Source organism: Comamonas sp. A7-5, assembly GCF_039581385.1.
In the GTDB taxonomy this organism is placed as follows: domain Bacteria; phylum Pseudomonadota; class Gammaproteobacteria; order Burkholderiales; family Burkholderiaceae_C; genus Comamonas; species Comamonas thiooxydans.
On record NZ_JBCPWO010000007.1, the window covers coordinates 96,750 to 109,127 of the forward strand.

Here is a 12,378-nt window from a genome sequence, read left to right on the forward strand (position 1 = left end):
GATTTCACCATTGAAACCTTCAATTGAAAAATTTCGTCAATTGCCCACTGCAATGCAGCGTAAGAGGCCGATTTTCTGTATGTTTTTGTTAAAACATCAGCACATTGAGCGACAACAACCGGCATCTTTGGCGATTGGCATCGAAATCCACCAACAGCCACTGAAAAGCACGACACGAAACGCTCGCGGCATCCCCCTCCATGACCGAAGCTTCCTCACCCAAGCAAACGCCTTCGCTACAGACCACCGCCACCCAGGCATGGACGGTCGCGCTCGCCCTGGGATGCATGGTGTTCGTGGCAGCCTTACTCGGTATCCTGGGACGTCCTTTGGGGTTTTTCTCGGCGATCTGGCCCGCAAACGCGCTATTGCTGGGCACTCTTCTGCACAAGCCCGGCTGGCTGCGCCCGAGCTCGATACTGGCGGTCTCGGCTGGCTATATCGCTGCGGATCTTCTGACAGGCAGCCGGCTCGATGTTGCAGTTCTGCTGAGCATGGCCAATATGGCGGGCGTTGGCATGGCCTGGGCGTTGATGCACAGGCAGAGCAATGCCACTCTGTTCATGCAGCGCCAGTCCTCCGCCCTGAGCCTCTTCGTGGGCAGCGGCCTGGGCGCACTGACGGCCGCGATATTGGGAGGGCCTGTGCTGAGCGCCGTTTTCGATACACCGCACTGGCAGGCTTTTTCCATGTGGTTGAGCAGCGAGTGGCTGAACTACATGATATTTTTGCCCATTGTTCTGGCCTGGCCAACACGCAAGCTTCCAGCTACCTACTTGGCCGAGCCCTCCCCCTTGCCTCGCATCCTGCCGCTGCTGTCGGTCGTCGCGCTTGAAACAATAAGTTACTGGATCAAGGGTCCCGGCTCGCTGGCATTCTCGCTGCCGGCTCTTCTGTGGTGCGCGCTGAGCTATCGCATCTTCAGTCTGACGCTGATCACGGCAGCACTTTGCCTGAGCAGCATCATCTTCATTTCGCTTGGCACGCTTGAATTCACACCCGCTCATTTTCTCGAAACGCTGTCATTTCGCATGGGGCTATGCATGCTGGTGCTGGGCCCGCTGGCGGTGGCCGGATCGCATATGGCTCGCAACGAGCTGATGCAAAAGCTCAGTCATGCCGTCAACCACGACTTTCTGACCGATATGCTGGCACGCGGCGCCTTCATGAAGCAGGGGCAAAGAATACTGGAGCGTTGCCGCCAGGATGGCCAGCCCTTCGCCATTCTGATGCTGGATCTCGACCACTTCAAACAGATCAACGACAGCTTCGGCCATGCGGGAGGCGACCAATTGCTGCGCAGCTTCAGCCAGACCCTGAGCCAGGTGCTGCGCGCTCAGGACATCGTGGGCCGCATGGGAGGCGAGGAATTCGCCGTGGCCCTGCCCAAGGTAGACGCAACCGCTGCGCAGGAGATCGCCAAGCGCATCAACCGCGCCATCCGGGAGCTGCGCGTGCCCATGAATGACAAGACGATGAGTGCCACGGTCAGCATTGGCCTGGTCCATACCGCAAGCCTGCAAGCGCATCAAAGCCTGGACCTGCTGCTGCAGCAGGCAGACCAGGCTTTGTATGAGGCCAAGGCCGCCGGGCGCGATCGCGTCAGTTCACAGCTTTGCTGAGCGCGACATGCCGATAGCCCGGCCCAAGGTCATCCTGGCTCGTCGGACCCGGATGGGAGCGGTGCTGCCACCGCCGCATCGGGACGCGGCAGCATCTTGCCGGCCGCAGTGCCGCAGCTATGACAAAAGCGTGAGAACGCGCTCTTGCGGGTATTGCAACTGCCGCAATGGTCGAACAGGCCGATACCGCAATGGGGGCAGAAGTCGATCTCGGTGTTCTTGAGATCCACCGGGCGCTCGCAGCCCGGGCACACATTCTTGGACAGACGCTCCAGCGCCACGTCATAGCTCAGCTCCTCACGGCGCTGCTCTTCGGGCAAGGACTCCTGCAGCTTCTGTTTTTCCAGATAGCGGTTGAGCGCCAGAATGGCATAGCGCCCCAGCAATACCGTCACCAAAATGCCTACGATATAGCGCACATAGCCGCCGTAGTCGGGCAGATAAGGCACCAGCTCGACAAAGAAGGCGAACAGCGCAAAAAAGATAAAGCCCCAAACAAATGGCCACCAGGTGCTCTTGCGCTTCTTGGCGAACAGCCAGCCCGCCACGCCCAGCAGGGGCAAGGTGATGGCCAGGCGGAACAGAAACACGCGCAGCTCGCTGGCTCGCATGGCGGCTTCGTACTGAGGATAGGCCTGCTCGCGCAGATTGCTCATCTCCGCCTCGGCGTTGGAGACGGCCTGATTGGCCTCCAGATGGGTCTGGGCCTCTTTCTCGCGCTCCTGGCGGGCCTTGTCCTCAGCCTGCTTGAGCTCGTCCAGCGCCTTGCTGCGCACCACCAACTCGGCATCCTGTTCGGGTCGCTCGGTTGCGTGACGGGTTGCCACCCAGTTGTCGAAGGTATCGCGTGCCGATTGGTAGCGGGCGCGCTCGGCATCGAATTTGAGCTGAGCCCGGTCCAGCGCCTTCTGGGTCACGCCGGCCGTCTTCTGGGCCTTGTCGATTTCGGCCCGCACACGTTGTGCATCGGCCTGCGGAATAAAGGACTCCACCTCCAGCGAGCGATCAGGCTGCGGCAGATTGCCCACCACCAGCCCACCCAGACCGATCAGGAAGAAGGCAAACACCAGCGCCACCAGCCAGAGGCCGCGGCGAAACCATTTCTCGGGCAAACGCAGAGACTTGCTCATTTTCAATTACTCCAAAAACGTAGCGCCATGCGCATACTCAGCAAGGCCTTGAAGCCAAAAAGGCTCAAACTCACTGCACGGTACGCACGGCCGATGCCAGTTGCGTGCGCTGCAACCACTGGGTCACGGAGTCCACCGTCACCGTCTCGATGCGGCTGGCAAAGCGCTTTTCATTCGGATGATCGTCAAACGCGATATTGGCAGCCGTCATGCGCCCGCCCAGTCGCGAGAACGCCCGGATGATGAGCGCGCTGGGCTCATAGCCCTTGGACTGCAACCAGGCCTGAGCCTGTGCGCGGTTCTGAATCGCCGCCGGCTCCATGGCGGCTGCCAGCGTCTCGGTCGCCCATTGGTTCGACTGCTGGTATTTGCTGCTCCAGACATAGCTGACCATGCTGTAGGGCTCGTTTTGCAGGCGCAGCACCGTGGGAGCGCTCAGGAACTTGAGCAGGGCCTGCTGCACCGCCGGTGTCGGGATCTGAATGGCGGCTTCGTAGCGCCACATATCGTCAAGAAAGAACTCGCCCAGGCCCTGGCGGTAGATATGGCCGGACGCGGTGCCGCACTCGTTGAGCTTGTGGGCCACGCGCCAGGGGCCGGCGGGTGTTCTGTAAGCCCAGCCATAGTGCGAGTACTTGAGATCGTATTTGCTCAAATCCTGTCCTTGCCGCGCCAGCAGCACGACCTGGGTGCCGTTCTTCTGAAACTCGGCATCCAGCGCCTTGGAGGTGCGCGCGGCCAGATTCAGCCCCTTGGCCATGACATCGGCAGTCAGCGGTCGGTCTTCACAGCTGCGACCGGCCTCGGCCGAGCCTGCCCAGGCAATCAGCGCGGCGCCCAGCGCCAGCGCCACAGGGCCGGGAATGGGCATGCCGGCGCGTCGAGCGGGCGCCATGGCTTGTACAACACTTGTCGGTTCCTTGAACATACGTGCCTCCCGCTTCTTGAATTACAGACGCTCGTTGTGCATCAGCGCCTTGCCGATTTCGTTGGGGATGAAAGCCAGCACCTTGCCTGCCGTGGACAGAATCACGCCGGCCGCCGTGGCGCTGGTCTGCACCACCGTGCCCACACCGACCGACAGGGCGCCTGCGGCCTGGCCAGAGACCTTGACCACGGCCGAGGTGCCGTCAGCCACATTCTTGAGCACATAGGTCACGCCTGTGGCACTGCTCTCCACGGCCTCAACGATCACGGATGCACCAGCGGCCGACAGAAACAGGGGTATTGCCACGACTTCCTCCGAAGCACCACCCGATACCGCTGCAACCACCGATGCCACAGGCAGGGCCGACAGCACCAGAGAGGCTTCGCTCTGGGCGTGGACCGCACTGCCGCCCAGCAAGGCAAAGGCCGCGCCCAGGGCGCACAGGCAGTTGCGAAGAGGACGGATAAAGGTCAGGACGTTGATCACAAATGGCTCCCAGTGGTTGTTGAAATGGGCCGCGATTTGCATGCGGCGACGAACGAATCATCCATGCGCCCGAAACTTCGGCCCTGTGTTTTGTCAAAATCAGCAAGCGGCAGGTCTCGCAGTATCGCAAAGCGATACTCACCGCCCGCTGCCAGCCCCCAAACCGGCTGCAGCTTGTGCATCTTGCCCCACTCCCGCGCCCACAACTTTCAAAAATCATCAGGCAATCCATGCGGCTTCACTCTCAGACCTTCGCCCTGCACAAATCCTCACGCCGGCAAAGCCGGCTTGCGGCAGCGCTCACCACGGCCATGTCCACGCTAGCTGTCTCGGCACTGGCGCAGGGCGGCAGCATTCCCGCTTTTTCGCAGATGCCGACGGGCCCGCTGGGCGGACCCTGGCACTTTGCCACCCTGCCCAACAAGAATCCGACGACATTCAATGTGGTGGACCAGGATGGCGGGCATGTGCTGCGCGTGAGCACACAGGACGCCTACGGCAATATGGTTCACACGCTGCACCTGAGTGCTTCACCCGATCTGCAGCTGCAGTGGCGCTGGCGCGTGGATCAGATGATCGACAAGGCCGATATCAAAACCAGGGCTGGCGACGATGCGGCACTCAAGCTCTGCGTGTCCTTCGACTTTGACAAGTCGCAGCTGAGCTTTGGTGAACGGGCAAAGCTGCGTCTGGGCAGAATCAGCACCGGAGAGGACATTCCCGCCGAGACGCTGTGCTATGTCTGGGACAACAAGCAGCCCGTAGGGGCGGTCATGCACAACGCGTTCACGCATCGCATGCGCTATATCGTGCTGCAAAGCGGCAGTACGCACAAAGGCCAGTGGGTGACGGAACAGCGCAATCTGACGTCCGACTATCTGCACGCCTTTGGCGACGAGTCCCAGACCATGCCCACCATCATCGGCGTCACTGTCTCGGCGGACTCGGACAACACCCATGGCGAAGGACTTGCCTACATGGGTGATATCCGGATCGCGCCCTGATCATCCAACCTTCAACGCTGCAGCAAATCCGCCACGTTCTGCTGCAGCAGGGCCGGAGTGACCGCAGCAGCCGCCACGGGCTCGCCCACCTCCAGCCCCACGCGGTTGAACAGGCCGCGGCGCAGCGGCTTGACCATGGCTACATTCCTGCCGCCGCGCAGCTCGATGCGGCTGAAGTAGGAGCCCCAGAGATTGGTCAGCGCCATAGGAATGACGGGAACCTGCAGGCCGTCATCTCGCGCATGGTCGAGAATCTTCATGATGCCGCCCTTGAACGGCTGCAGCTGACCGTCAGAGGTGATGCCGCCCTCAGGGAAGATGGCCAGCAAATCGCCCTCGCGCAGCACCTCCGCGGCCCGCGCGAACGCGGCTTCATAGGTCGCAGGGTCCTCCTTGTGCGGCGCGATCGGAATCGCCTTGGCCAGCTTGAACAACCAGCCCAGCACCGGCGCCTGGAAGATGCGGTGATCCATCACAAAGTGAATGGGACGCGGGCTGGCCGCCATGAGCAAGATGGCATCGACAAAGCTCACATGGTTGCAGACCAGCACGGCCGCGCCATCGCGCGGAATATGCTCGTCGCCACGCACCTTGAAGCGGTAGACAAAGTGGGTGATGACCCAGGCCACAAAGCGCAGCAGATATTCGGGCACCAGCAGGAACACATAGAGCGCCACGATGGCGTTGGCAATGCCGGTGATCAGAAACACCTGGGGAATGCTGCAACCTGCGGCCAGCAAGGCACCGGCCAGCACGGCCGAGGCGATCATGAACAGCGCGTTGAGGATATTGTTGGCCGCGATGATGCGCGCGCGGTGCGTGGGCTGGCTGCGCATCTGGATCAGCGCATACATGGGCACGCTGTAGATGCCCGCCGACAGCGCCAGCAGGCCCAGATCCAGCATCACGCGCCAGTGTTTGGCCTCGCCAAAAAAGGCGTTAACGCCCATCAGCTCGGAGGGCGGCAGCGCGCGCGTGGCAAAGAACAGATCAATCGCAAACACGCTCATGCCAATCGCGCCAAGCGGCACCAGGCCGATCTCCACCTGGCGACGGCTGAACACTTCGCACAGCAGCGAGCCGATACCTATGCCCACCGAGAAGATCACCAGCAGCAGCGATGCCACATGCTCGTCGCCATGCAGCACCTCCTTGGCAAAACTGGGGAACTGCGAGAGAAACACCGCGCCGAAGAACCACATCCAGCTGATGCCCAGCAGCGAGCGGAACACCACAGGCTGCTGGCGCGCCAGCTGGAGGTTGCGCCAGGTTTCGGTGAACGGGTTCCAGTTGATGACCAGGCCCGGATCGGTCGCGGGCGCGTGAGGAATGAACTGCGCGCAGATGCGGCCCACGACCGCGACGGCCACGCAGGCCATGGCGACCTGCATATGACCGACCTCGGGCACGGCGATCAGCAGGCCGCCAGCGACCTGACCGAGCAGGATGGCGACAAAAGTACCCATCTCCACCATGCCGTTGCCGCCCGTGAGTTCGCGGTCGTTGAGCACTTGGGGCAGATAGGCGAACTTGACGGGGCCGAACAGCGTGGAGTGCAGCCCCATGAGGAACACGCACAGCAGCAGCACCGGCACATTGGCCTGGACAAAGCCCCAGGCCGCAATCAGCATGATGGCGATCTCGAGGTTCTTGACCAGACGGAACATGCGGGTCTTGTCCCATTTGTCGGTCAGCTGACCCGAAGTGGCCGAAAACAGCAGATAAGGCAGGGTGAACAGCGCACCGATCACCAGGCCGGCCATGGAAGGCGGCAGCCACGAGACGCTGAGCTGATAAGTGACCATCACCGTGAAGGCAAACTTGAAGAGATTGTCATTGCCCGCACCGGCAAACTGCGTCCAGAAAAACGGCGCAAAGCGGCGCTGGCCCAGCAGGGCGAACTGGTTGGGGTGGGCATGCTGCGGTGCAGCGGCGGCCGTATGCACGGTCGGCGTGGAATTCATGGATCTCTCCCTGTGGCGCTGCAGGCATTGTGCCAACTTGCCCGGATCTTTTTGTAGGTTTTATGCCGCTGATGCTTGATGAACATGCGCCCGCCGCTATGAATATTACGACTCACGCCACTGCTTCAAGGCACGCAGCACAGGCCACGCAGCGGCCGCGGCCATCCAGTGCTTGAGGCTGTGGCCGGAGACTGCCTGCGCGGTCACATCGAACACATCGCCGTCCGACAGCTCCAGCAGCTTGGCAACGAGGTACAAGCCGAGAACCCAGCCCAGCTCAACGGGCAGCGCGTGACGACGCGGCGCCACAAAGGCCAGCCACAGGAGAATCAGCATGCCGCCGCCCTGCACCAGCACCCAGGGCAGCACATTGCTGGTCTGCACCCAGACCGCCACGCTGGCAGGTGCGGCCACCAGCAATACTCCGGCAGTGATGCGGGCGCTGATGTCGTCAATGCGCGTCTGTACCGCCAGGCCCAGCAAGCCGGCGAAAGCCAGGCCCATGCCCAGCCGATCCCAGACCAGGCTCGAATCCTGCGGTGCCCAGTGATAGTACGCAGACCCTGCCCCCGAGCACAGCAGGCCCGTGAAGAACAGGGCGCACAGGGCACGCGCCGTGCCGTTGAGCTTCTGGTAGTCGGCACGGGCCAGTGCGACCCAGCCCGCCAGTCCCGCCAGCACAAACCCCAGATTGCTCAACACATCGGCCGCATGCGGCAGGCCCAGCCAGCCGCGCCGGTCGGCAAAGGCGTGATAGTGCTCGGGCTGAGCCATGCCGGGCATCAGCAGCGCCAGCGTGAACAGCAAGGCCATGCCCCCGAACAAGGCAAAGCGCTGCTCCAGCGTGCCCGAGGTCTCGGGGCTCGTCATTTCCACAGTCGTGATCGATGAGGTATGCAGTTGCATGGCGCTTCCTTGTGTGAATGCCGCGCAGTATGGAAATCCGCCGAAGCAGCGGCATCAATCTTCTAAACTTGCGCCATATCGCTGCACTGCCAGTACTACCAACCGATACCATGAGCACGACTGCCGATCTCGTCACCGCCATCAAGAAAGAACTCAAGGCCGCGCAGATGACCTATGCCGACCTGGCCCAGGCCATAGGCATGGCCGAATCCAGCGTCAAGCGCATGCTGGCCAAGGGCGACATGCCGCTGTCGCGCATCGACGAGATCTGCCGCGCCCTGCACCTGGACTTTGCCGATCTGGCGCGCAATGTGGCCGACAGCCGGCCGCTGCTGCAGCAGATCACGCGCGAGCAGGAGATTGCCGTGGTTGCCGACCGCAAGCTGCTGCTCACGGCGATCTGCGTGCTCAGCCAGTGGACGCTGGAGCAGATCGTCGCCACCTACCGCATCAGCGAGCCCGAGGGCATAGGCTATCTGGCGCAGCTGGACCGCATCGGCATCATCGAGCTGCGTCCTGGCAACCGCTACAAGCTGCGCCTGGCCAAGACCTTCCGCTGGCAGACCAACGGCCCGGTGATGGACTTCTTCCGTGAGAACGCCGTGCTGGACTATTTTGGCGGCACTTTTGCCGGCGAGGACGAGACCATGCTGCTGGTGCATGGCTCCATCGCCCCCAGCCTGGCGCCCAGCTTCGTGGAGCGCATTCAGCGCATCGGTCAGGACTTTTCACAGCAGCATCTGCAGGATCAGCGCCTGGGCCCCAACAAGATCGAGGGCTACACCCTGGTGCTGGGCATGCGCAAATGGGAGCTGCCCGCCTTTGCGGCCTTGCGCCGGTAGACCTTCACTCCCAAATATGTAGCTAAATGCGATTGCTGTATCTGCATCAGCCGCCTGTTTTATACATTCTTCACCAAACAGACACACAAGATTGCAAGACTTCGCACAGCGGCAACCCACGGTTGACGCTGGCCTTCCAACATGGAGCCCAAGGGATGCCTGGACCCACAGACAGCCCGCTACCCATGAAGGAGGCGTATATGCTGACAATCCGCAACACCATCCACACCGTCGCTGCCGCAGGCGCACTCGCCTTGCTGGGCTTTGCCGGTAGTGCACAGGCCCAAAACGCTTACTGGGCGGGTGCCAGCCAGGGCGCCTATGTGAACGTGCAGTTCAACGCACCGCCCCCGGTCCGCTATGAAGCTGTGCCCGCTCCGCGCCGTGGCTATGTCTGGGCCCCTGGTTACTGGGAGCCGCGTGGCCATCGCCATGTCTGGCGCGCCGGCCACTGGGTGCAGAACCGCCCCGGCTATGTGTACCGCCAGCCCGCCTGGGTGCAGCACGGCAACCGCTGGGACTACCGCGCCAGCCGCTGGGACAGGGACGGTGACGGCGTGCCCAACCGCCATGACCGCAACCCCCACAACCCCTATCGTCGCTAAGAGCCTCTTGACGCTTTAAGCCTGATCGCTCCCTCCGCTGGCCCCTCCGAGTCATCACTTTCCAGCGGATTTCAGCCCATGTCTCGCAAGAGACCTGGGCTTTTTTTGCATTAACCCCACAAGCTTAATGCTGCATAAGCATATAGAAGCAAATCATTAAATTACGGACACAATTCACAGCATTCAAGGTTCCTCTGGACAAGTCCCATCATGCGTTTGCTGCCCCGTTTCATCTCCGGTCTTGTTGCCACAACGGCGGCCGCCGCCCTGCTTCCCCTGGCCAGCCAGGCGGCCGACCCCGGCGCTGCCAGCTATCCGCATCAGCCCATCACCATGATCATGGGCTTCAACGCAGGCTCGGGTGTGGACGTGATCGGCCGTGTGGCGCAGGAGCCGCTGGGCAAGATTCTGGGCCAGCCTGTCATCATTGACTACAAGAGCGGCGCCGCCGGCAATATCGGCAGCGAGTTCGTGGCCCGCGCCAAGCCCGATGGCTACACCATCTACTTCGGCACCGCCGCCACCCACGGTAGCAATGCCGCGCTGTACAAGAAACTGCCGTTCGACGTGGAGGCCGACTTTGTGCCCGTCGCACCGCTGGTGGACGTGGCCAATGTGCTGACCATCAATCCCAATGTGATCAACGTCAAGAACCTCAAGGAGTTCGTCGACGAGGTCAAGGCCCATCCCGGCAAGTACAACTACGCCTCCACCGGCAATGGCGCAGGCACCCATATGGCATTCGCCGAGTTCAACTCGCGTCTGGGCCTGGACATGGTGCACGTGCCCTACAAGGGCGGCCCCGAAGCCATCACCTCGGTGCTGCGCGGCGAGACCTGCTGCATCATGAACCAGGTGCAGACCGTTCTGAGCCACTACAAGGCCGGCAAGGTGCGCCTGCTGGGCGTGACCACGGCCAAGCCCGTGGAAGCCGTCAAGGAAGTACCCACCATTGCCGCCAGCGGCCTGCCGGGCACCAAGGGCTTCAACAGCTCCATCTGGTTCGGCATCTTCGCGCCCAAGGGCACGGACCCGGTCATCGTCAAAAAGCTCAACCTGGCCGTCAACGACGTGCTCAAGCAGCCCGAGGTGCGCGAGCGCTTTGTCTCCCAGGGCAACACCATCCGCGAAGAGACACCCGAGCAGTTCAAGAAGACCGTGCATGAAGATCGCATCAAATGGGCCAAGGTGGTCAAGGATGCCAAGATAAGTATTGACTAACACCCCCTGAGCGGCCCTGCCGCGTCCCCCCCTCTCTCTACGCGCTGCGCGCCAAGGGAGAGGAACGACACCCTCGGTGCGGGGGCCCCTTCCTCGGTGTCTCTCACTTGGTCCTGCTTCGGTTCAAGCAGTGTTAAGTTATCGGTGTTTGTTTGATGCGTCTGCGGCTCAAGCCTCAGGCGCTTTTGGGTTTTAGCTATGTCTTATTCAACTTCTACGGCAGGCGCCGCCACGGGGCTTGCAGTGCTGGAAGAGCGCCTGCGTGACGACTTCGTCACTCTGGGCTGGCCTGCCAAGGCCTGGATTCCTCCCTCCACGCGCAAGGGACTGCCGGTGCATGACGTGCTCGTCATCGGCGCCGGCCAGGCCGGTCTCGCGCTCAGCATGGCGCTGCAGCAGGTCGGCATCAACCCTGTGCTGCTGGACAAGTCCGCGCCAGACTTCGAAGGCCCATGGGCCACCACGGCGCGCATGGAAACCCTGCGCTCGCCCAAGGAGCTGACCGGCCCTGCCATGGGGGTTGCAGCTCTGTCCTTTCGCGCCTGGTTCATCGCCCAGTTCGGCCTGGATGCCTGGACAGCGCTGGACAAGATCCCGCGCCTGCAGTGGATGGACTATCTGCGCTGGTACCGCCGCGTGACCAACGCCGATGTGCGCAACGGCCATGAAGTCATTGCCGTGCGCCCGCAGGCCGATGGCGTGGTGGAAGTCGATGTCAAGGCCAATGGCGTGACCGCCACCTGGCAAACCCGCCGCCTGGTGCTGGCCACAGGCCGCGACGGCCTGGGCGGCGCCACGGTTCCCGCCTTCATGCGGGGCGTGGACAGGAAGTTCTGGGCCCATTCCTCCGACGCCATGGACTACGCCACGCTGGCGGGCAAGCATGTGGGCGTGGTCGGCGCCGGGGCTTCGGCCATGGACAGCGCCGCGACGGCTCTCGAAAACGGCGCGGCCAGCGTGGACATGCTGATCCGCCGCCAGCAGTTGCCGCTGATCAACAAGTCCAAGGGCTCGGGCGTGCCCGGTCTGACCCACGGTCAGTATCTGCTGCCCGATGCATGGAAATGGCGCATCCGCCACTACATCAACGCCCAGCAAGTGCCGCCGCCGCACGGCAGCACGCTGCGTGTCTCGCGCCATGACAACGCCTTCTTCAACCTGGGCTGCGCTGTGCAGAGCGTGGAAAAAGCAGGCAACAAGCTGCAGGTGCAGACCTCGGCCGGCGTGTTCGTGCTGGACTTTCTCATCGTCTCCACAGGCTTTGCCATCGACTGGAGCCTGCGTCCCGAATTTGCGGACATCGCTGCCCATGTAAAGCTGTGGAACAGCCGCTTCACGCCCGAGACCGGCGATGAGGATGCCGAGCTGTCGGCATCGCCAGATCTGGGCCCGCTGTTCGAGTTCCAGGGCGACCTTCCCGGTCTCGACCGGATTCACTGCTTCTGCTACCCCGCTGCGCTCTCGCACGGCACGGTGTCGGGCGATATTCCCGCCATCAGCGACGGGGCGCGCAAGCTGGCCCAGGGCCTGGCCTCGCTGTTCTATCTGGACGATATCGAGCAGCACTTCGACAAGCTCAAGGCCTATGCCGAGCCCGAACTGGATGGCACGGAATGGACCGCAGCCGACAGCGCTGCGCGCATCCGGCAGCTGCAACCCTAAATCAAGAG

Annotated in this window: 11 protein-coding genes; 6 read left to right on the forward strand and 5 right to left on the reverse strand. The window is 62.3% G+C overall.

Annotated elements, in window-relative coordinates:
• Nucleotides 1-200: 200 nt before the first annotated feature.
• Nucleotides 201-1,622: a diguanylate cyclase gene (locus tag AAIL67_RS14485; protein WP_343484275.1), complete on the forward strand. Its 1,422-nt coding sequence runs from the start codon at nucleotides 201-203 to the stop codon at nucleotides 1,620-1,622.
• A 29-nt stretch (nucleotides 1,623-1,651) separates the two neighbouring features.
• Here AAIL67_RS14485 and AAIL67_RS14490 read toward each other — a convergent pair whose 3' ends face one another.
• The 3 genes from AAIL67_RS14490 to AAIL67_RS14500 form a co-directional block, all read right to left on the reverse strand.
• Nucleotides 1,652-2,752, reverse strand: coding sequence for a serine endopeptidase (locus tag AAIL67_RS14490; RefSeq protein WP_343484276.1), 1,101 nt, complete (start codon nucleotides 2,750-2,752; stop codon nucleotides 1,652-1,654).
• A 70-nt stretch (nucleotides 2,753-2,822) separates the two neighbouring features.
• Entirely contained in the window at nucleotides 2,823-3,680 is an 858-nt protein-coding gene (locus tag AAIL67_RS14495; protein WP_343484277.1) for a DUF2145 domain-containing protein, read from the reverse strand.
• Between the two features lie 21 nt (nucleotides 3,681-3,701).
• Nucleotides 3,702-4,208, reverse strand: coding sequence for a hypothetical protein (locus AAIL67_RS14500; protein ID WP_343484278.1), 507 nt, complete (start codon nucleotides 4,206-4,208; stop codon nucleotides 3,702-3,704).
• A gap of 188 nt (nucleotides 4,209-4,396) precedes the next feature.
• Here AAIL67_RS14500 and AAIL67_RS14505 point away from each other — a divergent pair, with 188 nt between their 5' ends.
• Nucleotides 4,397-5,170, forward strand: a complete 774-nt coding sequence (locus AAIL67_RS14505) for a DUF3047 domain-containing protein (RefSeq protein WP_343484279.1) — start codon at nucleotides 4,397-4,399, stop codon at nucleotides 5,168-5,170.
• Between the two features lie 11 nt (nucleotides 5,171-5,181).
• On the opposite strand, the gene AAIL67_RS14510 is transcribed toward AAIL67_RS14505, so the two are convergent.
• Together AAIL67_RS14510 and AAIL67_RS14515 are read right to left on the reverse strand one after the other, a co-directional pair.
• The gene (locus AAIL67_RS14510) at nucleotides 5,182-7,134 is read right to left on the reverse strand and encodes an MFS transporter (RefSeq protein ID WP_343484280.1); all 1,953 of its coding nucleotides are present in this window, start codon (nucleotides 7,132-7,134) and stop codon (nucleotides 5,182-5,184) included.
• Between the two features lie 105 nt (nucleotides 7,135-7,239).
• On the reverse strand, nucleotides 7,240-8,040 hold the full coding sequence (locus tag AAIL67_RS14515) for a hypothetical protein (RefSeq protein ID WP_343484281.1): 801 nt from the start codon (nucleotides 8,038-8,040) through the stop codon (nucleotides 7,240-7,242).
• A 110-nt stretch (nucleotides 8,041-8,150) separates the two neighbouring features.
• Here AAIL67_RS14515 and AAIL67_RS14520 point away from each other — a divergent pair, with 110 nt between their 5' ends.
• From AAIL67_RS14520 to AAIL67_RS14535, 4 genes are all read left to right on the forward strand, one after another.
• Nucleotides 8,151-8,882, forward strand: a complete 732-nt coding sequence (locus AAIL67_RS14520; protein WP_003065639.1) for a helix-turn-helix transcriptional regulator — start codon at nucleotides 8,151-8,153, stop codon at nucleotides 8,880-8,882.
• Nucleotides 8,883-9,082: 200 nt separating this feature from the next.
• Nucleotides 9,083-9,487, forward strand: coding sequence for a YXWGXW repeat-containing protein (locus tag AAIL67_RS14525; RefSeq protein ID WP_343484282.1), 405 nt, complete (start codon nucleotides 9,083-9,085; stop codon nucleotides 9,485-9,487).
• A 210-nt stretch (nucleotides 9,488-9,697) separates the two neighbouring features.
• On the forward strand, nucleotides 9,698-10,708 hold the full coding sequence (locus AAIL67_RS14530) for a tripartite tricarboxylate transporter substrate binding protein (RefSeq protein ID WP_034352982.1): 1,011 nt from the start codon (nucleotides 9,698-9,700) through the stop codon (nucleotides 10,706-10,708).
• 198 nt (nucleotides 10,709-10,906) lie between these two features.
• Nucleotides 10,907-12,370: an NAD(P)/FAD-dependent oxidoreductase gene (locus AAIL67_RS14535; RefSeq protein WP_343484283.1), complete on the forward strand. Its 1,464-nt coding sequence runs from the start codon at nucleotides 10,907-10,909 to the stop codon at nucleotides 12,368-12,370.
• Nucleotides 12,371-12,378 lie beyond the last annotated feature (8 nt).

Bases quoted from the DNA above. Each gene is read 5' to 3' on its own strand.
- AAIL67_RS14510 (WP_343484280.1), bottom strand. From the start codon at position 7,134: ATGAATTCCACGCCGACCGTGCATACGGCCGCCGCTGCACCGCAGCAT.
- AAIL67_RS14525 (WP_343484282.1), top strand. From the start codon at position 9,083: ATGCTGACAATCCGCAACACCATCCACACCGTCGCTGCCGCAGGCGCA.
- AAIL67_RS14495 (WP_343484277.1), bottom strand. From the start codon at position 3,680: ATGTTCAAGGAACCGACAAGTGTTGTACAAGCCATGGCGCCCGCTCGA.
- AAIL67_RS14505 (WP_343484279.1), top strand. From the start codon at position 4,397: ATGCGGCTTCACTCTCAGACCTTCGCCCTGCACAAATCCTCACGCCGG.
- AAIL67_RS14535 (WP_343484283.1), top strand. From the start codon at position 10,907: ATGTCTTATTCAACTTCTACGGCAGGCGCCGCCACGGGGCTTGCAGTG.
- AAIL67_RS14490 (WP_343484276.1), bottom strand. From the start codon at position 2,752: ATGAGCAAGTCTCTGCGTTTGCCCGAGAAATGGTTTCGCCGCGGCCTC.
- AAIL67_RS14515 (WP_343484281.1), bottom strand. From the start codon at position 8,040: ATGCAACTGCATACCTCATCGATCACGACTGTGGAAATGACGAGCCCC.
- AAIL67_RS14500 (WP_343484278.1), bottom strand. From the start codon at position 4,208: ATGCAAATCGCGGCCCATTTCAACAACCACTGGGAGCCATTTGTGATC.
- AAIL67_RS14485 (WP_343484275.1), top strand. From the start codon at position 201: ATGACCGAAGCTTCCTCACCCAAGCAAACGCCTTCGCTACAGACCACC.
- AAIL67_RS14530 (WP_034352982.1), top strand. From the start codon at position 9,698: ATGCGTTTGCTGCCCCGTTTCATCTCCGGTCTTGTTGCCACAACGGCG.
- AAIL67_RS14520 (WP_003065639.1), top strand. From the start codon at position 8,151: ATGAGCACGACTGCCGATCTCGTCACCGCCATCAAGAAAGAACTCAAG.